The sequence below is a fragment of the Aeromonas aquatica genome (genome assembly GCF_000764655.1).
GTDB classification, from domain to species: domain Bacteria; phylum Pseudomonadota; class Gammaproteobacteria; order Enterobacterales; family Aeromonadaceae; genus Aeromonas; species Aeromonas aquatica.
In genome coordinates, this window is sequence record NZ_JRGL01000126.1 from 1 (window position 1) to 21,849 (window position 21,849).

16 protein-coding genes are annotated in these 21,849 nt (G+C 59.9%); 4 read left to right on the forward strand and 12 right to left on the reverse strand.

Going from position 1 to position 21,849, the window contains the following annotated elements; all coding sequences use genetic code 11:
* From uup to LG30_RS0116630, 12 genes are all read right to left on the reverse strand, one after another.
* The coding region (gene uup / locus LG30_RS0116575) for an ATP-binding cassette ATPase Uup (RefSeq protein ID WP_033131846.1) at positions 1-1,704 on the reverse strand (1,704 nt) is incomplete at its 3' end.
* A gap of 86 nt (positions 1,705-1,790) precedes the next feature.
* Positions 1,791-2,033 carry a glutaredoxin family protein gene (locus tag LG30_RS0116580; RefSeq protein WP_033131809.1) on the reverse strand — a complete coding sequence of 81 codons (243 nt, stop codon included), beginning with the start codon at positions 2,031-2,033 and terminating at the stop codon, positions 1,791-1,793.
* Positions 2,033-4,213, reverse strand: coding sequence for a bifunctional 23S rRNA (guanine(2069)-N(7))-methyltransferase RlmK/23S rRNA (guanine(2445)-N(2))-methyltransferase RlmL (rlmKL, locus tag LG30_RS0116585; protein WP_033131810.1), 2,181 nt, complete (start codon positions 4,211-4,213; stop codon positions 2,033-2,035). The genes LG30_RS0116580 and rlmKL overlap by 1 nt, the downstream gene beginning before the upstream one ends.
* Positions 4,214-4,536: 323 nt before the next feature.
* Entirely contained in the window at positions 4,537-5,073 is a 537-nt protein-coding gene (locus LG30_RS0116590) for a cell division protein ZapC (protein ID WP_033131811.1), read from the reverse strand.
* Positions 5,074-5,158: 85 nt separating this feature from the next.
* Complete coding sequence (pyrD, locus tag LG30_RS0116595; protein WP_033131812.1) at positions 5,159-6,169, reverse strand: quinone-dependent dihydroorotate dehydrogenase; 1,011 nt, start codon at positions 6,167-6,169, stop codon at positions 5,159-5,161.
* Positions 6,170-6,233: 64 nt separating this feature from the next.
* The gene (locus LG30_RS0116600) at positions 6,234-11,075 is read right to left on the reverse strand and encodes an NAD-glutamate dehydrogenase (RefSeq protein WP_033131813.1); all 4,842 of its coding nucleotides are present in this window, start codon (positions 11,073-11,075) and stop codon (positions 6,234-6,236) included.
* Positions 11,076-11,349: 274 nt separating this feature from the next.
* Complete coding sequence (locus tag LG30_RS0116605; RefSeq protein ID WP_033131814.1) at positions 11,350-11,571, reverse strand: DUF2835 family protein; 222 nt, start codon at positions 11,569-11,571, stop codon at positions 11,350-11,352.
* Positions 11,572-11,660: 89 nt separating this feature from the next.
* Positions 11,661-14,285 carry an aminopeptidase N gene (pepN, locus tag LG30_RS0116610; protein ID WP_033131815.1) on the reverse strand — a complete coding sequence of 875 codons (2,625 nt, stop codon included), beginning with the start codon at positions 14,283-14,285 and terminating at the stop codon, positions 11,661-11,663.
* Positions 14,286-14,433: 148 nt separating this feature from the next.
* Entirely contained in the window at positions 14,434-16,449 is a 2,016-nt protein-coding gene (prc, locus tag LG30_RS0116615; RefSeq protein ID WP_033131816.1) for a carboxy terminal-processing peptidase, read from the reverse strand.
* Between the two features lie 8 nt (positions 16,450-16,457).
* The gene (gene proQ / locus LG30_RS0116620; RefSeq protein WP_033131817.1) at positions 16,458-17,096 is read right to left on the reverse strand and encodes an RNA chaperone ProQ; all 639 of its coding nucleotides are present in this window, start codon (positions 17,094-17,096) and stop codon (positions 16,458-16,460) included.
* 102 nt (positions 17,097-17,198) lie between these two features.
* The gene (locus tag LG30_RS0116625; RefSeq protein WP_033131818.1) at positions 17,199-17,657 is read right to left on the reverse strand and encodes a GAF domain-containing protein; all 459 of its coding nucleotides are present in this window, start codon (positions 17,655-17,657) and stop codon (positions 17,199-17,201) included.
* A gap of 110 nt (positions 17,658-17,767) precedes the next feature.
* Positions 17,768-18,226: a hypothetical protein gene (locus LG30_RS0116630; RefSeq protein ID WP_033131819.1), complete on the reverse strand. Its 459-nt coding sequence runs from the start codon at positions 18,224-18,226 to the stop codon at positions 17,768-17,770.
* Between the two features lie 281 nt (positions 18,227-18,507).
* Here LG30_RS0116630 and ccoN point away from each other — a divergent pair, with 281 nt between their 5' ends.
* Genes ccoN through ccoP form a run of 4 tightly spaced genes read left to right on the forward strand, consistent with a single transcriptional unit; the run spans position 18,508 to position 21,743 of the window.
* Positions 18,508-19,932 (forward strand): cytochrome-c oxidase, cbb3-type subunit I, encoded by a 1,425-nt coding sequence (gene ccoN / locus LG30_RS0116635; protein WP_033131820.1) that lies wholly within the window; start codon positions 18,508-18,510, stop codon positions 19,930-19,932.
* Between the two features lie 16 nt (positions 19,933-19,948).
* Positions 19,949-20,563 (forward strand): cytochrome-c oxidase, cbb3-type subunit II, encoded by a 615-nt coding sequence (gene ccoO / locus LG30_RS0116640; RefSeq protein WP_033131821.1) that lies wholly within the window; start codon positions 19,949-19,951, stop codon positions 20,561-20,563.
* Between the two features lie 11 nt (positions 20,564-20,574).
* A complete protein-coding gene (locus LG30_RS0116645; RefSeq protein WP_033131822.1) occupies positions 20,575-20,754 on the forward strand; it encodes a cbb3-type cytochrome oxidase subunit 3 in 180 nt (59 codons plus the stop codon).
* The gene (gene ccoP, locus LG30_RS0116650) at positions 20,754-21,743 is read left to right on the forward strand and encodes a cytochrome-c oxidase, cbb3-type subunit III (protein ID WP_033131823.1); all 990 of its coding nucleotides are present in this window, start codon (positions 20,754-20,756) and stop codon (positions 21,741-21,743) included. Before LG30_RS0116645 ends, ccoP begins: the two co-directional genes overlap by 1 nt.
* The last annotated feature ends 106 nt before the right edge of the window (positions 21,744-21,849 follow it).

Consider the following 21,849-nt stretch of genomic DNA (forward strand, 5'->3'; position numbering starts at 1 on the left):
CTGTAACTTGTAAGAGAGTTTACGTGTTTTTTTCGCCGGCTCCACCGCCACTGCGACAGGCTCTGCCACTTTGGGGGCCGCTGCCTTGACCGCCTGCTGTGCCTCTTGCAGGGCACGGGTCTCCATCATGTCGGCATAGCCGCCCACATAATCGCTGATCCGGCCATCCCCTTCAAACAGCCAGCAACCGGTGACCGTGTTGTCGATGAAACGACGATCATGGCTGACCAGCAGCAGAGTACCGGGATAATCCGACAGCAACTCCTCCAGCAATTCCAGCGTTTCGACATCCAGATCGTTGGTTGGTTCATCAAAAATCAACAAGTTACTGGGCTTCAGGAACAGCTTGGCCAACAGTAAACGGTTTTTCTCGCCCCCTGACAAGGCCTTGACCGGGGTCCGCGCCCGCTTGGGTTCGAACAGGAAGTCCTGCAGATAGCCCAGGATGTGACGAGAGCGGCCACGCACCATGACTTCCTGCTTGCCCTCCCCCACGTTTTCCATCACCGTCTGCTCGGGATCGAGCTGATCGCGGTACTGGTCAAAATAGGCCACCTCCAGCTTGGTACCGCCCTTGACCACACCACGGCTGGGCTCGAGTTGCCCCAGCAGCAGCTTGATCAGCGTGGACTTGCCGCAGCCGTTCGGGCCCACCAGCGCAATCTTGTCACCGCGCAGCACCTGCAGATCCAGCCCCTGGAACAGGGTGCGATCGCCGAAGTCCAGGCCGAGCCCCTCGGTCTCGAACACCAGCTTGCCGGAGCGGTTGACGTCGTCCATCTGCAGCTTGGCCTTGCCTTGCAGCTCGCGGCGCTGACTACGCTCCATGCGCATCGCCTCGAGGGCGCGCACCCGACCTTCGTTGCGGGTGCGACGGGCCTTGATGCCCTGGCGAACCCAGACCTCTTCCTGCGCCAGCTTGCGATCGAATTCGGCATTTTTCAGCTCTTCGACTCGCAGCCACTCTTCCTTGCCTTGCAGGTACTGATCGTAATTGCCGGGCCAGGAGGTGATCTCGCCGCGATCGAGATCGATGATCCGGGTCGCCAGCTTATGGATGAACTCCCGATCGTGGGAGATGAACACGATGGCGCCCCGGAAATCTTTCAGGAACTCTTCCAGCCAGTGAATGGCCTCGATGTCCAGGTGGTTGGTCGGTTCATCGAGCAGCAGCAGATCCGGATCGCAGGCCAGGGCGCGGGCCAGCGCCACCTTGCGCAGCCAGCCGCCAGAGAGGCTGTCGAGGGTTGCGTCGGGATCGAGGTTGAGCAGGGTCAGCACCTGGCTGATCCGGGTCTCCAGCTGCCAGCCATTCTGGTAATCGAGCTGCTCTTGCAACTCGCTCATCTTGCGGATGTTGGCGTCGGAGGGATCGTGACCCAGCTCAAGGGCGATATGGTGATACTGCTTGAGCAGCTCCCCTACCCCTGCCAACCCTTCGGCGGTGTAGTCAAACACCGTCAGATCGCTCGAGGCGGGCGGATCCTGCTCGAGGCGAGTCACCTTCAGATCCTGCTGCAACACCAGACGACCGTCATCGAGGGGCAGCTCGCCGGCGATGACCTTCATCAGGGTGGACTTGCCTGCCCCGTTGCGTCCCACCAGGCAGAGACGCTCACCGCGCTCGATCGCCAGCTCCGCATTGTCGAGCAGCGGGAAATCACTGAACGACAGATGAGCGCCATGCAACGTTAATAAAGCCATGTCTTTTCCTTATCCTTCATGAAAAAGCGGGCCAAACTGCGCCGGCCCTCTTCTTCGTTATACTGTTTGGCCCGATGCTGGCTGGCCTATGTTTTCTGATCCGGATTGGCTGCTACCCAGGCGTGGAGATCCGCCAGGGTGAAGGGCCAGCCCAGCTCGCGGCCGGCTTCATCCCGCAGCACCGGAATGCGTACCCGATAGGCCGCCAGCCATTCCTCATCGTCCAGGATGTCGCAGCGACGGCTGTGGGCGGCCAATCCCGCCTGCTCCACCAGCGTCCACGCCTGCTCGCACAGGTGGCAGCCGTCGGTATGAAACAGGGTCAGCATCAGACGGCATCTGCCGCGTTGTCGGCGTGGGTGATGATCCAGCAGTTATGGATGTGCTGGTTGCGCTCGAAATCCTTGGGCCGGGTCTGCTGGGTGATGTTCTTGGCCTTGAGGCCCGTGGCCTCGAGACCGGCCAAGTCCATCTTGAAGTGACGCTTGTTGTTGGAGAACACCAGGGTGCCGTCCGCTGCCAGCAGGCGCTTGAGGTGTTGCATCAGCAGCAGGTGATCTCGCTGCACGTCGAAGCTCTCGTCCATCCGCTTGGAGTTGGAGAAGGTGGGCGGATCGATGAAGATGAGGTCGTACTGACCGTCCGCCTCGGAGAGCCACTTCAGGCAGTCGGCCTGCACGAACTTGTGCTGGCGACCCACCTGCAGGTTCAGCCGCATGTTGTCCTGCGCCCAATCCAGGTAGGTGTAAGACATGTCCACCGTGGTGGTCTCGCTGGCGCCACCCAGCGCCGCGTGCACGGTGGCACTGCCGGTGTAGGCGAACAGGTTCAGGAAACGCTTGCCCTTGGCCATCTGACCCAGCATGCGGCGGGTCTGACGGTGATCCAGGAACAGACCGGTATCCAGGTAGTCGTAGAGGTTGACCCAGAGGCGTACCCCGTACTCCTGCACTTCCATCCGGTGTTGCTCGGTGGAGAGCTTCTGATACTGCTGCTTGCCTTCCTGGCGCTCGCGCACCTTGAGGATCACCTTCTCGCCGTCCATGCCGGTCACCTTGATGGCGGCCTGCACCATGTCGAGCAGACGCTGACGGGTCTTCTGGGCGGGGATGTCCTTGGGCGCGGCGTACTCCTGCACTACCAGGTAATCCTGATAGCGGTCGATGGCGGCGTTGTATTCCGGCAGGTCCGCATCGTAGATGCGGTAGCAGTCGATGTTCTCTTTCTGCGCCCACTTCTCTAGGGTCTTCAAATTCTTGCGCAGGCGGTTCGCGAAGTCCTGGGCCACCTCTTTCTGGGAGGCCACGGAGTCCAGCGCTATCTGGTAGTTGCGCAGCTGACACTCGAGCGCGCCGTTGAACAGGCGATACTGCTTGTCGGCCCGCAGACGCAGGCAGCTCAGCAATTCCGGCGAGGCAGACAGAATGGAGACGCGCCAGCCCTGGAAGCTGCGACGCAGGGCATCGCCCAGCGCCTGGTGCACTTCCAAGAGGGCCGGGAATTCGCCGAGGCGCTCGCCATAGGGCGGGTTGGAGATCAACATCCCCACCTGACGAGCCTCATCCTCACCAGTCGGCATGGGCAGCGGGTTTTCCAGCGCGCTCACATCGGCCTGCTTGAAGGTGATGAGGTGAGCGACACCGGCGGCCTTGGCGTTGTCACGGGCCTTCATCAGCACCCGGGGATCGGCGTCACAACCAAACAGCTTGACCTCGCAGCGCTGCATGCCGCGCTTGGCACGCACCTGGGCTTCCATCATCAGGCTCTGCCACAGCTCGGCATCGTGTTGCAGCCAGCGATCGAAACCGAAGCGCTCGCGGCGCAGGGCCGGTGCCATGTCGGCGGCGATGAAGGCCGCTTCGATAAGCAAGGTGCCGGAGCCACACATGGGGTCCATCATCGGCTCACCGGCCCAACCGCTGCGGGCTATCATGGCGCAGGCCAGGTTCTCCTTGAGCGGCGCCTCACCGGTGCCCTGGCGATAGAAACGCTGGTGCAGGGCCGGACCGGACAAGTCCAGGGTGATGTTGGCCTTGCCCTTGCCAAGGTGCGCCATGATGCGGATATCCGGCGACTTCTTGTCGATGTCCGGGCGCACATGACCACGCTTGGTGAAGCGATCGACGATGGCATCCTTGATCTTCAGGGCGCCATACTGGGTATTGCGAATGGCCGGGTTGGTACCGGTGAAGTCCACCGCTATGGTGGAGGTCCCGGGGAAGTGCTCCTCCCAGGGGATGGTGTGGGCGCCGAGATAGAGATCCAGATCGTCGTTCATCTGGAATTCGGACAGCACCAGCACGATGCGGGAGGCGAAGCGGCTCCACAGGCAGGCCTTGTAGCCCATCGCCAGTTCGCCTTTGAAATGCACGCCGGCCACGGTCTCACGGACCTGCTCTGCGCCCAGGGTGGTCAGCTCGTCGGCCAACAGGTTTTCCAGCCCCTTGGGGCAGGTTGCAAAGAATTCTTTCATCACGCTCACGGGGATGCCATAAAAATAGTGCCGCATTATACCTTATCGGCCTGCACTCGGCATCCGAACCTTGGGTCCCGCGGGAATATAAAGGGCCAGCGGCCTGGAGAACGGCCAAGGGAAGAGCGGGATATCGCCGACATCCGGCCTGCAATCGGGGGTTATGTGCCTATAGTGCAATCTGACAGCAGTTTTGAACTGTTTTATCGATAGGGGGCAGTGCAACATGCTACCACCTTGCCCACGATGAACCGGCAGCTCATAGGGTCGCCGCGCAGCAATAACCGGATATCGGAGAGGGAAGGAAGGGATAGAAAATAAACACCAATACAGGATCTGTCTGACGATCTCTTTATCCGTCAGCTAACTTGTCGATATTGCGCCGCGGGCGCAACCCTGAGCTGCATGCGATTATTCATCACCTTGATCACCCCGAAACGGGGCAGGATCTTGCTGGTGGTCAATATCAGATCCTCGGTCAGGTTCAGGCAGACACTCGCCTGTTCCCCCGCCTCGATCACCATAAATTCGCCCTTGCCATGTGCGGTTTGCATACAGACCAGGGTGCCTGTTTCCAGTGCACATTGCGCATGCTGTTCATTAAAGAACCAGCTTTGTGGCATCAGGGGTTTATAAAAGCGGCTGACGGCGATGGCATTCAGTACCAGTTGAACCTGATGGGGTGTACTCCAATTGAGTTCGGCAATCTTGTCCATCAACTGATAATAGAGGGCGGCATCGTCCACACAGAATGGCTGAGTGGTGAAGGAGCAAGGCACCAGCTGTCGCCCTTTATATTCGGTGGCAAATATCATGCGATCGGATAAATCCAGCATCAGACGATCATCCTGAGCATCATAATGCCACTGCCAATTGTCATTGGGTTGGATACACATGAAGTTGCCCTTACTTAAGCCGTTACTCGACTTTATTCCATGTCGAGAATTTGAGCAACTTTAAATAAGGGCAACGGATTATTTTTTAAATATGGGTGACGATCTCTTTGACCAGACTCGGACCTTTATAAATAAAGCCGCTGTAAATTTGGACCAGTGTGGCACCCGCGGCCAATTTCTCCCGGGCGGCCATGGCACTGTCGATGCCCCCGACTCCGATAATCGGCAGGGCGCCATCGAGGGCCTTGGCCAGCAGGCGGATCACCTCGGTGCTCTTGTACTGCAGCGGGCGACCGCTCAGGCCACCCGCCTCACCGGCGTGGGGCAGGTCATAGATCATCTCGCGATCCAGGGTGGTATTAGTGGCGATGACCCCATCGATCCCGTTTTTGATCAAGGACGCGGCTACCTGATTAATTTCATCCAGGCTCAAGTCAGGGGCAATTTTAACGGCGAGCGGCACGTATTTTTTATATTTCGCCGCCAGCTCCTGTTGCCGTACTTTCAGTGCCGCCAGCAACTCATCCAGCGCCTCGCCGTATTGCAATTGACGCAGGCCCGGGGTGTTGGGAGAGGAAATATTGACCGCAATATAACCGGCATGATCATAAACCTTGTCCATGCAGATCAGGTAATCGTCCTTGCCCTGCTCGATGGGGGTGTCCTTGTTCTTGCCGATATTGATGCCGATGACGCCCTGATATTTGGCTTCCCTGACCCGGGCCACCAGATGATCGACACCCTTGTTGTTGAACCCCATGCGGTTGATGATCCCCTCCGCCGGAATAACCCGGAACAGGCGAGGCTTGTCATTTCCACTCTGGGGTTTGGGGGTCACGGTGCCGACTTCGATAAAGCCAAACCCCATGGCGCCAAATGCATCGATACACTCCCCGTCTTTATCCAGACCGGCGGCCAATCCCACCGGATTGGCAAAATTAAGCCCCATACAGGTGACGGGGCGTTTGGGCAGTGAATGGCGGAAGAAACAATCGAGTGGCGTACCGAGAAGGCGGGGCAAATATTTGATGGAGAGATCGTGTGCCTGTTCAGGATTGAGCTTGAACAGGAAATGCCTTGCGAGGGGGTACAGCATGTTTGCTCCTTAAAAAAGCCCCGGCAACTGGCCGGGGCTTTTGGTGTGATGATGCCAATAAACGTTATATCGAGGTTCGGCAATTCAACTGGAGCAGGTTCAACTCTCGCAAGGCCACCGAGAACTTGGCGAACTCGTGAGTACTGGTGGTCTTGAAGTCGGCCAACATGTGGGTCCAACGGGACAAGAGTTGCTCATGCTCCGAAATCCAGTCGGCCAGTATGGTAGCGCATTCGCCCTGCTCTTTGCACCCTTCCAGTACCACGGAAGTTAGGCTGCGTTGCTGCCAGTCCAGATCTTCGCGGAAGGAGGCCCGCGCCATCGCCTGCCAGTGGTTGCCCACGGGTTGATGGTTGATCTGCTCGAGGAACCAGTGCAGGTCGAGCTTGGCGCCGAGGCGGTAGTAGACGTTGGCGGCGCGCAGGATGTCGGTCTTGTGCTCCGCGGCGATCTGCGCCAGGTCCAGGCTGGAGAACAGGCTGCTCATGTGCGCCACCTGACGGGCGATGTGCTCGGGCACCTGCTTGGCCACCAGATCGGCGACCTTCTGCTGATGCTCGGCCACTTCGCTCTCGTCCATCACCTCGTAGAGGTGCGTCCCCAGGGTCTCGAAGGCCGGGCGGAAGAAGGCGATGTTTTCGCTGATGCTCCAGCTGCGGTTGCGGGCGCGCAGGAACCAGCGGGTGGCACGGCGCACGATGCGGCGGCTGTAGAACATCAGCTCGAGCTGGGTCTCTGCCGCCACCAGGTTGTCACACCCTTCGATGTCACGCCACAGCTGGTTCAGGCCGAATACCTCCCGGGCCATGGCGAAGCAGCAGGCCACTTCGGCCACGGAGGCACCGGTCTCGTCCTTCATCCGGCTGGCAAAGTTCAGCCCCATGTCGTTGACCAGCATGTTGGCCACCCGGGTCGCGATGATCTCGGAGCGCAATGGATGCTGGGCAAGCTCTGCCCCGAAGCGCTGCTGCAGCTGAGCCGGGAAGCTGGTCACCAGCATGTTGGCGAGGAAGGGCTCGTCGGTCACTTCCGGGCAGTTGAGCTGCTCCTTGAGCACCATCTTGCCGTAGGCCACCAGCACCGCCAACTCTGGGCGGGTCAGACCCTGCCCTGCGGCCATCCGCTCGGACAGCTCCTCATCGGAGGGCAGGAACTCCAGCGCGCGGTCCAGCTTGCCTTCGCGCTCCAACCCCTGGATGAAGCGTTGCTGCTCTTTGAGCTGCTCGGCGCCGCGGAAGGCGGTGACCGAGATGGACTGGGACTGGCGATAGGCGTTGGTGATGACGACTTGCGCCACCGCGTCCGTCATCTCGTACAGCATCTGGTTGCGCTGTTTGAGGGTCATGTCTCCTGCAGCCACCAGCTGGTTCAGCAGGATCTTGATGTTGACCTCGTTGTCGGAGCAATCCACCCCGCCCACGTTGTCGGTAAAGTCGGTGTTGATGCGACCGCCCTGGCTCGCGTATTCCACCCGACCGAGCTGGGTGAAGCCGAGGTTGCCGCCCTCCCCCACGATCCTGGCGCGCAGATCGCGACCGTTGACCCGCAACACATCGTTGCTGCGATCGCCGACGTCCGCATCGCTCTCGCGGGCACTCTTCACATAGGTGCCGATGCCGCCGTTCCAGAGCAAGTCCACGTTCAGGCACAGCAGCGCCTTGATAAGCTCATTCGGCGCCATGCTGGCCTTGTCGGTGCCGAGCAGGGTCTGCATCTGCGGGCTCAGCTTGATGGACTTGGCCGAGCGCAGGAAGATGCCGCCGCCTTCGGAGATTAGCTCGCGGTTGTAATCATCCCAGCTCGAGCCCGGCAGATCGAACAGGCGCTGGCGCTCGACGACGCTCTTGGCCGCATCCGGTGTCGGGTCGATGAAGATGTGCATGTGGTTGAAGGCGCCCACCAGCCGGGTGTGCGCGGAGAGCAGCATGCCGTTACCGAACACATCGCCCGCCATGTCGCCGATCCCCACGCAGGTGAAGTCCGTGGTCTGGCAGTTGAGGCCGACTTCGCGGAAGTGGCGCTTGACCGACTCCCAGGCGCCGCGCGCCGTGATGGCCATCTTCTTGTGGTCGTAGCCAACCGAGCCGCCGGAGGCGAACGCATCGCCGAGCCAGTGGCCGTATTCGTGGCTCAGCTCGTTGGCGATGTCGGAGAAGGTGGCGGTGCCCTTGTCGGCGGCGACCACCAGGTAGTAGTCATCCTCGTCGTGGCGAACCACGTCACGGGGCGGGATCACCTCGCCGGCGATGATGTTGTCGGTCACGTCCAGCAGGCCGCGGATGAAGAGGCGATAACAGGCCTTGCCCTCCTCCTGAATGACGGCGCGAGGGGCGCCCACCGGCATCTGCTTGCAATAGAAGCAACCCTTGGCGCCAACCGGCACTATAACGGTGTTCTTGACCTGCTGTGCCTTCACCAGACCCAGCACCTCGGTGCGGAAGTCTTCCTTGCGATCGGACCAGCGCAGGCCGCCACGGGCCACCTTGCCCCAGCGCAAATGCACCCCTTCCACTCGCGGCGAGTAGACGAAGATCTCGAACTTCGGCAGCGGCAGCGGCATGTCGGTGATGCTGGAGGGGGCCAGCTTGAAGGAGATGTAGGGCTTGATCTGACCTTCGTTGTCCAGCTGATAGAAGTTGGTGCGCAGGGTGGCGTCGATCATCTCCATGTAGCGGCGGATGATGCGATCGTCGTCCAGGTTCGCAACCTGATCCAGCTTGGCGGCCAGCTGCTCGTGCAGCTTGGTCTGGGCCTTGGCGTCCTGTTTCACGGCCGGGTTCAGGCGCAGATCGAACAGGGTGAACAACAGCTGGGCGATGTCGGGGTAACGAGTCAGCGTCTCCTCGATGTAGGACTGGCTGAAGGAGACACCGGTCTGGCGCATGTATTTGGCATAGGCGCGCAGCACCGAGACCTGACGACCACAGAGACCGGCCCCCAGCACCAGACGGTTGAAGCCGTCATCTTCCAGGGTCTTGTTCCAGATGGCGGCGAAGGCCTGCTGGAAGCGCTGCTGGCTCTGGGCCAGGCTGAACGGCTGCTCGCCGCGCAGCAGCATGGAGAAGTCGAGGATCCAGAACACCTCGCCGGTGGGAGTCCGTACCTGGTACGGAGTCTCGCCGATGACCCTCAGTCCCATGTTTTCCAGCATGGGCAGGACATCGGAGAGATGGATGGGCTCGGTGCGGTGGAATAGCTTGAGACGCACCCGGCGATCGTTCTCCTCCTCCTGGGCACGGTAGAACAACATACCGAGCGGCTCGGCTTCGCTGAGACCATCCAGCGCCATGATGTCCGCCACGGCAGAGCCCGGCAGCACGTCTTCTTTATAGGCGCGGGGGAAGGCGGTGCTGAAGCGACGGCGCAGGGCGTTGCCACGGGCTTCCCCATAGTGGGAGAGCAGCACTGAGTCGAGTCGGTCGTCCCAGCTACGGGCGGCTTCAATGAGGTTGTTCTGTACTTCGTTCACATCGACATCCACGTTGTTATTGTTGACCCGCACTATGTAGTGGGTCCGGGCCAGCACGCCTTCGGAGAAGTAGACGTTGAATTCCACATCAAAGCTGCTGCCAAAATATTGCTGCAGGATCTGCTGGGTCTTGACCCGCAGCGCCGTGTTGTAGCGCTCCTTGGTGACATAGACCATGCAGGAGAAGAAGCGGCCATAGACATCCCGGCGCACGAACAGGCGCAGCATGTCGCGCTCCTGCATCTCCAGCACCCCGAGACCGGTGGCCAGCAGCTCCTCTTCCCGGGCCTGGATCAGCTCATCGCGCGGGTAGGTTTCCAGCACGTTCAGCAGCGCCTTGTAGGCGTGGGAGCCCTTCTCGTGACCGGAGGCGGCCATGATGCGCTCGAGACGGTGGCTGATGAGCGGGATCTGGGTGGCACTGGTGTTGTAGATGGAAGAGGCGTAGAGACCGATGAAGCGATCCTCCCCCACCACCTTGCCGTGCTCGTCGAAGCGCTTGATGCCGATGTAGTCCACATAGGCCGGGCGGTGCACGCGGGCCTTGCTGTTGGATTTGGTCAGGATCAGCAGATCCGAGCTCAGGGCCGCGTGGCGGGCGCTGGCGGGCATGTTGCCCAGGCGCTGGCCCTCGTCCTTGATGGAGTTCTTCATCAGGCCGAGGCTAGACTCCGCCAGCGGCAGGATCTCGTGATCCCCTTCCACCGCCTTGACGTCATAACGGCGATAGCCCATCAGGGTGAAGTTGTTGGCCGCCACCCATTTGAGGAAGGCGACGCTGGAGTCCACCTCGGCCTGGCTGACCGGGTTCTTGCGCCTCGGCAGCTCGTCGATGATCTCGTTGAGACGGGCCAGCATCGGCTGCCAGTCCCCCACCGCCAGCGCCACTTCACCGGCCACCGAGTTCAATTCGGCGGTCAGCGCCTCCATCTCTTCTTCACTGGTGAGATGGTCGATCTCGATGAGGAAGGCGGTCTCCACCGAGGTCTGTCCATCGGTGTTGTCGAGATCCAGGATGGCGCCTATCTTGCCTTCATCGCCACGAATGAGGTGCAGCGGTTGATGCAGCATCATGTGGGCGGTGATGCCCCGGCGTTTGAGGGCCATGCGAATGGAGTCCACCAGGAAGGGGGAATCCTGCAGAATGATTTCGACAATGGTGTGGGGAGATTGCCATCCGTGGCGGGTCAGCTCGGGGTTGTAGACCCGGATATAGGGCTCCGTGCCGGTGCGCAGGTTGAGCGCATTCCACAGGCTCAGCGCCGCCCCGTAGAGATCGCTGTCATTGCGATCGTGCAGATCGGTGCTGGCCATGTTGCCGTAGAACTTGGCAACGAAGCACTCGACCAGAGAAGCACTCTTCTTGGGCAACTTTTGGTGGATCAGGCTGAGAACGTTTTCGAGCAGAACTGAGGTAGGGGCGTCTTTCAATGCCATTGCTAGTTTCCTTATCGGACGACATCACCGACACGGCGGCACCCACCCTGGATGCCCGCCGGTACAGAGTTGCTGCGAAGTGTAATGGCTTGGATCCAGGAAGGCGAGCAAAGGTGCTAACGAGATGTTAAAAACAAGGGGCAGATCACGGCTTGGGTTGTGGTAAATTTTGCCAAGTTGGCAAAATTCAGAAAATACAACTGGCTTCAAGCGGATTGACCGGATAGATAATGACTTTAAGCGGGTATTTACGCGGAAAAATGTGCCGTTTTTGTTAATTTATGCGTTTAAGGCTAATGAATCGATGATCGTCCTGAGTTTGAAGTGAAAAGTAGCCGTATACACCACTCAAAGCGACGAAAGGTCGAATTTTATCCAACCCCAGCTCCAGGGTCAGCCCCTGCTCGGTGCGCACCACCAGCCGCCTGGCTTGGCCCCGATACATCAGCATGATCTCCTCGTGGCTCAGGGCCAGTCGAAAGGTATATTGCCTCATGGTGGATGTCTCCTCGTGCCATGGGGTTGTCACAATGAAACGGGCAGGAGAGCCTGGCTCCCCTGCCCGCGTTTAAGGCTCGTGGCCTATTACTGCGCCAGCGCCTTGCTTACCTTCTCGAACAGGTCGCGCGCCAGTCCATCCAGCTTGGCCAGTCGGGTCAGCTCGGCGCGGATCAGCCCCTTGCGCTGCTCGTCCAGCCGTTTGAACTGAATGAGCGGCGTGATGAGGCGCGATGCCACCTGGGGATTGACCTCGTTGAGCGCGATCAACAGATCGGTCAGGAAGCAGTAGCCGCTGCCGTCCCGGGCGTGGAACTGCACCTGGTTGCTCATGGCGAAGCTGCCCACCAGGGCCCGCAGCCGGTTCGGGTTGCGGATGCTGAAGGTGGGGTGCGCCATGGCCTGCTTCACCTCGACCAGCACATCGCTCGCCGGTTTGCTGCCCACCAGTCGCAGCCAGTTGTCCAGCACCAGGCCGTCATGGGCCCATTTGCCCTCGAAGTCGGCCAGGAGCTCGGCGCGGCACGGTAGCAGATAGCCATTGGCCACCTGTAGCGCCGCCAGGGTGTCGGTCATGTTGTCCGCTGCGGCGTATTGCTCGCGCACCAGGGCATCGGCCTGGGCCGGGCTCAGGGCCGCCAGATAACCGAGCACCACCCCCTTGAGGGCACGCTTGGCCACATCCTCGTGGATCACCCGATAACCGGTCAGGCGCAGGCTCTGGTAGGTCGCCGCCAGCCGTGCGCCGAATGCCTCGGCCAGCGCGCCCTGGATGGCGTTACGAACCTGATGGATGGCGTCGATGTCGGCGCAGTCGAACAGCTCGGCCAGGGTCGCCTCCCCCGGCAACGCCAGGATCTCCGCCTTGAGGGCCGGGTCCAGCGCGGCGTCGTCGAAGATGGCGACGAAGGCGGCCAGCAGGGACTCGGAGACCCGAACGGCCTGCCCTTGCCCAACCTTCGCCACCCCGGCGATCACCGCCTTGTTGACCAGCATCTGGGCCGCGTCCCAACGGGCGAACTCATTGCGGGCATGGCGCATCAGGAAGGCCAACGCCTCGTCGCTGTAGTCATAGTGCAGCTTGACCGGGGCACTGAAGTCCCGCAGCAGGGAGGGCACTGGCTTCACTGCAACATGGTCGAACACGAAGGTCTGCTCTTCTTCCAGCACGTTCAGCACCTGGCCTATCTTCTCGCCCTGATATTGGAGCGGGATGGCGGCGCCGCGCTCGTCATACAGCTCGATGTCGAGCGGGATGTGCAGCGGCAGCTTCTGGGGCTGATCCTGGGTCGGCGGGGTGTGCTGGCGCACGTGCAGGCGATAGATACCGGTGGCGGCGTCGTATTCGTCGGTCACGGTGAGCTCCGGGGTGCCGGACTGGCTGTACCAGCGACGGAAACGGCCGAGATCGACACCGGAGGCATCCTCCATCGCCTGCACGAAGTCGTCGCAGGTGGCGGCGGAGCCGTCGTGGCGCTCGAAGTAGAGCTTCATGCCAGCCTGGAAGTTGGCTTCACCCAGCAGGGTATGCAGCATGCGAATGACTTCCGAGCCCTTCTCGTAGACGGTCAGGGTGTAGAAGTTGTTCATCTCGATCACCACATCCGGGCGGATGGGGTGCGCCATGGGGCCGGCATCTTCGGCAAACTGCGGGCCGCGCACGGTGCGCACGTTGTTGATGCGGTTGACCCCGCGCGAGCCCAGATCGGAGGAGAACTCCTGATCCCGGAACACGGTCAGCCCCTCTTTCAGACTGAGCTGGAACCAGTCGCGGCAGGTGACGCGGTTGCCGGTCCAGTTGTGGAAGTATTCGTGGGCGATGACCCGCTCGATGCCGTGGTAGTCGCCGTCGGTGGCGGTGGCGGGGTTGGCCAGCACGAACTTGGAGTTGAAGATGTTCAGCCCCTTGTTCTCCATGGCACCCATGTTGAAGAAGTCCACCGCGACGATCATATAGATGTCGAGATCGTACTCGAGGCCGAAGCGCTGCTCATCCCAGCGCATGGCGTTGATCAGGCTCTCCATGGCGAAGCCGGCGCGATCCAGGTTGCCTCTATCCACGAAGATCTCGAGGGCCACCTCGCGGCCGCTCTTGGTGTGGTAGCTGCTGCGCTCCACGTCGAAGTCACCGGCCACCAGAGCAAAAAGATAGCTCGGCTTGGGGAAGGGATCCTGCCACTGCACGAAGTGGCGGCCGCCGTCCAGATCGCCGCTCGCCACCTTGTTGCCGTTGGAGAGCAGGAAGGAATACTTGGCTTTGTCGGCGCTGATGCGGGTGCTGTAACGGGCCAGGATGTCGGGCCTGTCCAGGTAATAGGTGATGCGACGGAAACCTTCGGCCTCGCACTGGGTGCAGTAGGCGTCGCCGGACTTGTAGAGCCCCTCGAGCGCCGTGTTGGCGGCGGGATCCAGCAGGGTGACGACGGTCAGCACGCACTCGGCCGGCAGGTTGAACAGGGTCAGGCTGCTCTCTCCCTGCTCGTACTGGGTGAAGGGCACCCCATCCACGCTGATGCTGTGCAGGGAGAGTCCCTCGCCATCGAGCACCAGCGGCTCCTTGTGCTCGCCGTTGCGACGCAGGCGGGAGATGGCGGTGACCTGGGTCAGCGGCTCCTGCAGCTGGAAGTCGAGATCGATGCTGTCGATCCAGTAGAGCGGCGCCCGGTAATCCTGGCGATATTTGGCCGTCATGGCCTGGGAGTGATCGGTCATTATTATCTGCTTCCACGCGTTGTTATAGACGTGTCAGAGGCTGTCACAACGCTCCGGCAGGGTCAAATAGTTTGCATTCAGTGCCCGGCGCAGACAAAAAGAAAGGGCGACCCAAGTCGCCCTTTTCAACACAGATATCTGTGATGTGTCAGCTTTTCTTGCTCAGGCCGGCGAGATCCGCCGTGATGTTGGCGGCCTCAACCTGATACTCGTCCGGTGCCTCAAAATCGGTCGGCAAGGCATCCAGACTCTTCACCGTCGGCTTGCCAAGACGGGTCAGTCGCTCGTTGGCTCGCGCCAGCGCCTTCTCGTCCTGCTTGGCCTGTTCGGCCAGCCGCTCGGCTTCGTTCAGGGAGACGGACTTCTTGTCCTTGTCCGCCTGATACTCCTTGATGTCCTGCATCACGTAGGCAAATTCCGGATCCTTGTTGATCCGCGCCTCGTGATCCGCCTTCAGCTTGGGCAACAGGCTGCTGAAGTCCCCGAGTTTACCGTAGCTGGCCGAGGCGATCTGATCCCAGGGCAGCGCGTTGAACTCCTGACTCTCCCCGGTCTCGTCCGACGAGGCGGCCGTGGGGAAACCGATGTCCGGTGCCACGCCCTTGTTCTGGGTGCTGCCACCGTTGATCCGGTAGAACTTGGCGATGGTGTACTGCACGCTACCCAGCGGCTGCTCGTAGAAGTCGTACACCTTGGCGAGGCTGCGATGCTGCTGCACCGTGCCCTTGCCGAACGAGTTCTCGCCGAGGATCAGGGCGCGGCCGTAGTCTTGCATGGCGGCGGCGAAGATCTCGGAGGCCGAGGCACTGTATCTGTCGATCATCACCGACATGGGGCCGCCGTAGTAGACGTTGCCGTCATCGTCGCCATTGACCGTGATACGGCCCATGTGATCACGAATTTGCACCACAGGACCGCTGGCGAAGAACAAACCGCTCAGGGCCGAGGCTTCGGTCAGGGCGCCGCCGCCGTTGCCGCGCAGATCGACGATGAGGCCATCGATCTTCTGCTTGTTGAGGCTGGAGAGCTCCTTGATGGCATCGTCGTGCAGATTGACGTAGAAGCTCGGGATCTCGAGTACCCCTATCTTCTTGCCTTCCGCATTGATCACCTTGGACTTGGCGGCCCTGTCTTCCAGACGTACCTTGTCACGGGTCAGCTCGATCAGCTCGGTCTTGGCGCTGGCACCCTTGCCGCGCTGGATCTCCAGCTTCACCTTGCTGCCTTTGGGACCCTTGATGAGTTCGACCACGTCATCCAGACGCCAGCCGATCACATCGACAATCTTGCCGTCGTCCTGCCCGACCCCGGTGATCTTGTCATCGGGTTTGAGGTGATTGGACTTGGCGGCCGGGCCACCAGGCACCAGGGATCGAATGACGGTGAAGTCATCCTCCGCCTGCAGCACGGCCCCTATCCCTTCCAGCGAGAGGTTCATCTCGGTGTTGAAGCGATCGGCACTGCGCGGCGACAGATAGCTGGTGTGCGGTTCGATGGCACGGGCGAAGGAGTTCATGAAGAGCTGGAACACGTCCTCGCTTTCGGTCTGGGACATCCGCTTGATGGCGTTGTTGTAACGCTTGCCAAGCAGCTCCTTGATCTCGGGCCACTCCTTGCCGCTGAGCTTGAGGCTCAGGGCGTCGAATTTGACCCGCTGGCGCCACAGCTCGTTGAGCTCGCCCTCGTCCTTGGGCCAGGCAGCCCCTTCCCGATCGAAGATGTAGTTATCTTTCTGGGTGAAATCGAAGGGAGTGTCGAGCAGTTTAAGGGCGTATTCGAACCGCTCGTAACGCCGCTGCTGACTCAGGTTGAACATCTCGTAGGCCGGCGCCAGCCGCCCTCTTTCGAGGTCGGTGTCAAAACCGGTACGGTATTTTTCAAAACGGCTGATGTCAGAGGCCAAAAACAGGTTACGGCTGAAGTCCAGGTTTTCCAGATACTTGTCGAAGATCACGGAAGAAAAGGCATCATCCAGCTTGAACTGTTTGTAATGAGAGCGGGTAAACAGATTGGCAATTCGCTTGCTGGCCGTAGCATGTTGGCTCTCTTGAGCCAACACAGGCAAATCACTTTCCTTGAGCACCGGCTCGATGGCCTGTGCAAGCCCGGCAAGCGCCAGGCTACAGGCAACGAGGGAAAAACGAATTACGCCATGCTTCAACATTTGTCTCCTTAGAGAACCAGATGCTCGAACTTGACCCGCAACATCATGCCGGTCTGCAATTGAACCTGTACGTCATCCTTGGTCACTTCCTTGATGGTCGCAGGCACAGGAGACTTGCCGAGCACCACGCGCACACCCTGATCCACCTTCAGCGTAGCGGCATCGACTTTCACCAGCGGGGCTTCGGCAACGGGGGCAGCCTTGGGAGCGGCTTTAGGCTTGTCGGAGCGGGCGGCATCGGCCTTGCGCGGCGCGGGACGGCGCGGCTGCTTGGGCTTGTCTTCCTTTTCCTTGGTATTGGTGCGGCGGCTGGCAAAGACACGTTCTTTGCTCTCTTTGAGCGCCTGCTTGGCATGTTCGATGTGCTCTTCGGTCAGCACTTCACCCGGATTGCCGTCCAGGTCGACACGGGCCTGGCCAGCCTTGAGGCCATGCAGGTAACGCCAGCTGGAGGTGTATTGACGCAGAGCAGAGCGCAGCATGGTCTTGGAGACTCTCTCGTCGTCAGCAAGACGCGCGGCCAGATCCTGGAAGATGCCAATCTTGAGTGGCTTGGCCTCTCCTTCAGCGATGAAGCAGGCCGGGAATTTCTCGACCAGGTAGGCAACGATCTCTTTACTGTTCTTCAGCTTTTCAGTGTTTTCCATGTATAACCTTGGCTTTCATATAGACGTACGGGGCAACCCCGAACACAACAAAGGCCCTATTATAGAGAGCTTGGGGCCTTTTGCGAACCATCTAGCAATGACTTAGAGCATGCTTTCCAAAATTTGCACCGTTTCTTCCAGACCAACGCGGTCTTCGGCGTCGAAACGGTTAAAAATCGGACTATCAATATCCAGCACCCCAATGATCTCGCCACCCCGGCGCAGCGGGATCACGATTTCCGAGTTGCTGGCACCGTCACAGGCGATGTGGCCCACGAACTGATGCACATCGTCCACCAGTTGGGTCTTGCCCTCGGCCACCGCGGTGCCGCAGACGCCCCGGCCCACCGGAATGCGCACACAGGCAGGCTTGCCCTGGAAGGGACCCAGCACCAGAGTATCCCCTTGCAGCAGGTAAAAGCCGACCCAGTTGATATCGGTCAGCTCCTGATTGAGCAAGGCAGAGAGGTTCGCCAGGGTGGCGATAAGATCCGGCTCCCCTTCCAGCAGCGCCTGGGCCTGCTGGTTGAGGGTGCGATAAAATGCTTGTTTTTCAATCATGATTAAATGAACTTCACTCCTTGATAATCACTGCAAGGTACCGTCCTGCCTGAAAAATTCAAATCAAATTTCACTTACTCCCCCCGCTTGGCTCCAAATAATACGCAGATTTAACGGGAGACGGAGAGCGCCAACTGCTGGCGCTGGCCATTGCTCCACTCGATGTTGAGCAGCCAGGTCATGGTCGCCGAGGTGCAGGAACCGACCTGAGCCTTTCCCTGCCAACCGCCGTCGCTGGCCTCAAATTGCACCGGGATCCGGCCCATGAACATCTCCTTGCCTTCCAGCCAGGCGTTGACCGGGGTGATGGCGGCATCTCCGCCCTGAAGACGCAAAACAAAGTCATGTTCAGCCTTGACCGGCAGCGTCTCGACGCCGGCCGTCAGCGGCTTGTCGCCGACCAGCAGGGGGCACGGGCTGTGGGACAGATCACAAATCTGATCATTTGTTCCCGCGGCGACCGTCGTTTGCGGGCCCGAAAACCAGGTTCGATAGGCCACCAGGGAGAGCAAAATAGCCAGAACTATCGCCAAGTGTCCGATTTTGCGTGAAGTGAGTCTCTCTTTCATGAAAAAACAGCCCTGTAAGGTACTTAAAAAATGCCATTTTCGTGATCTCGCGCAAGGTAAAAACTGACAAGCACGGGACCCGCCGGAGCCAAATATATCACTGTTTGTACTGTTATTTTACCGGTCAGTTCAGTATCATTCCCAATGAATTTTCATTTAACCACCTTTTGCTTTTCCTTTTATTAACAGATGTTAACGAGAGAATTTCGCAAATATGGGGTGAAAATGGTCCAGGTCACCGGACAAAAAACAAACAACAGCATCGGAAGCGGAAAACAACGATGAGCCATACAACAAACCACCCTGAGTACAACTACACCGTTGTGCGCCAGTTCACCGTTATGACGATCGTCTGGGGAATTGTCGGCATGTCGGTAGGCGTACTGATCGCAGCCCAGTTGATCTGGCCTGCCCTCAACTTCGACACCCCCTGGCTGACTTACAGCCGCCTGCGTCCCCTGCACACCAACGCGGTCATCTTCGCATTTGGTTGCAGCGCCCTGATGGCTACCTCCTTCTACGTGGTGCAACGCACCTGCCAGACCCGACTGTTCGGCGGCAAACTCGCCTCCTTCGTGTTCTGGGGCTGGCAAGCCATCATCCTCTCTGCCGCCATCTCGCTGCCGATGGGATTCACCTCCGCCAAGGAATACGCCGAGCTGGAGTGGCCCATCGACATCGCCATCACAGTGGTTTGGGTCGCTTACGCCGTGGTCTTCTTCGGTACCCTGGTCAAGCGCACCACCTCCCACATCTATGTGGCGAACTGGTTCTTTGGTGCCTTCATCATCACGGTGGCCGTGCTGCACATCGTCAATAACATGGAGGTGCCGCTGTCGGGCATGAAGTCCTACTCCATGTATTCCGGTGCCATGGATGCCATGGTGCAGTGGTGGTATGGTCACAACGCGGTAGGCTTCCTGTTGACCGCCGGCTTCCTTGGCATGATGTACTACTTCGTGCCCAAGCAAGCGGGACGTCCGGTTTACTCCTACCGCCTCTCCATCGTCCACTTCTGGGCGCTGATCTCCCTCTACATCTGGGCCGGTCCGCACCACCTGCACTACACCGCGCTGCCAGACTGGGCCCAGTCCCTGGGGATGGTGATGTCCCTCATCCTGTTCGTTCCCTCCTGGGGCGGCATGATCAACGGCATCATGACCCTGTCCGGCGCCTGGCACAAACTGCGCTATGACCCCATCCTGCGCTTCCTGATCGTGTCCCTGTCGTTCTACGGCATGTCCACCTTCGAAGGCCCCATGATGGCGATCAAGACGGTCAACGCCCTCTCCCACTACACCGACTGGACCGTAGGTCACGTTCACTCCGGTGCCCTGGGCTGGGTTGCCATGGTATCCATTGGCGCCGTGTACCATCTGATCCCGAACCTGTTCGAGCAGGGCCGCATGTACAGCATCCGTCTCATCAACATTCACTTCTGGCTGGCGACCGTGGGCACTGTGCTCTACATCGTCTCCATGTGGATTTCCGGTGTGATGCAGGGTCTGATGTGGCGCGCGGTCAACGACGACGGCACCCTGACCTACAGCTTCGTGGAAGCGCTGCAGGCCTCTTATCCCTTCTACTTCGTGCGCTTCCTGGGTGGCTGTTTCTTCGTCACCGGTATGTTGCTGATGGCCTACAACGCCTATCGCACCATCACTGCGCCCAAGGGTTCCCTGGAACCCGTCGCCCAGCCCGCATGATTGAAGAGGTCCAAGCATGAGCAACAATAACCGTCACGAGATCTTCGAAAAAAGCGTCCCCATGCTGGTGGTCGGCATCATCTTTGCCATCAGCCTGGGGGGCCTGGTCGAGATCACCCCGCTGTTCTTCCAGAAGCAGACCACTGAGCCGGTGGAGGGCCTCACCCCCTACACCGCGCTGCAGATGGAAGGCCGCGATATCTTCATCCGCGAAGGCTGCACCAACTGCCACAGCCAGATGATCCGTCCGTTCCGCGCCGAGACCGAGCGTTATGGCCACTACTCGGTCGCCGGCGAAAGCGTGTGGGAGCACCCCTTCCTGTGGGGCTCCAAGCGTACCGGTCCGGACCTGGCCCGGGTCGGCGGTCGTTACTCCGACGACTGGCACCGCGCTCACCTGATCAACCCGCGCGACGTGGTCCCCGAGTCCAACATGCCGGGCTACCCCTGGCTTGATCGCAACGTCCTGACCGGCGAGCTGACCGGCAAGAAGCTGGCGCTGTTCCGCGACAACTTCGGCGTGCCTTATACCGATGCCGACGTCGCAGGTGCGAGCGAAGCCGTCAAGGGCAAGACCGAGCTGGATGCCCTGGTGGCCTATCTGCAATCACTGGGTCATGCCCTGAAATAAGGAGTCGGGATATGGATTACGGCACATTTCGCGGCCTGTATACCCTGCTGTTGATGATCATCATGATCGCCATCATCGTCTGGGCTTACAGCAAGCGCCGCAAGGCCTCCTTCGACGAGGCTGCCAACCTGGTTTTTGCCGACGACGAGCAACCCAGTGCTGATAACAAGAACGCAGGAGCGAAGCAATAATGAGCACTTTGTTTAGCATTTTTGTGACCGTCATAAGTCTGGGCACCATCATCGGCTGCTTCTTGCTGCTGATGTGGTGCATGAAGGACAAGATGGGCACCGAAGAAGGTCAACCCATGGGGCACACCTTCGACGGCATCGAGGAGATCAACAACCCCTTGCCGAAGTGGTGGTCCTACATGTTCCTCTTCTTCATCGTAACCGGGCTCATCTACCTGCTCGCCTTCCCGGGCCTTGGCAACTTCAAGGGACTGCTGGGCTGGCAGAGCTCCAACCAGGACATTCGCTCCCTGGAAGAGTCCAAGGCAGCGGTTGCCTCCGCCAAGGCCGAGGGGCGCGCGGTCGAGTATGATCGCGAGCTCGCCAAGGCCGATGCCGTCTACGGCGCCAAGTTCCGCGAGCTGGCCTATCAGGCCGATGGCAAGACCTATCGCGCCATCGAGGAGATCGCCGCCGATCCGGAGGCCCGCAAGGTGGGTCAGCGTCTGTTCCTGCAGAACTGCTCCCAGTGCCATGGCTCCGATGCTCGTGGCGGGCGCGGCTTCCCGAACCTGACCGACAGCGAATGGCAATGGGGCGGTCAGCCAGACCAGATCAAGACCACCATCATGGGCGGTCGGCAAGGGGTCATGGCGGCCTGGGGCGAGATCCTGGGTCAGGACGGGGTGAAGGAGGTGGCCTCCTATGTGCTGAGCCTGTCCGGTCGCAAGGTCGATCTGGTGGAAGCCAAGAAGGGGGAAGCCCGTTTCGCCATGTGCGCCGCCTGTCATGGCCCGGATGCCAAGGGCGGCACCGCCTTCGGCGCCCCGGATCTCACCAACAACACCTGGTTGTACGGCGGCTCCCGTCAGGTGGTCGAACAGACTATCACCCACGGCCGTCATGGGGTCATGCCCGCCTGGAAGGATATTCTGGGGGAAGACAAGGTCCAACTGCTGGCATCCTACGTCTACAGCTTGTCCCACAATACAGAGCAAAGTAAGCAGTAACATGTGATAAGCACGTGATTACGCAGCAAAAAGCCTCGACTCTTCGAGGCTTTTTGTTATCTTGTCTTGGCTAAAACCCCTCCATTTTGTTAATCATAGGTTTCGG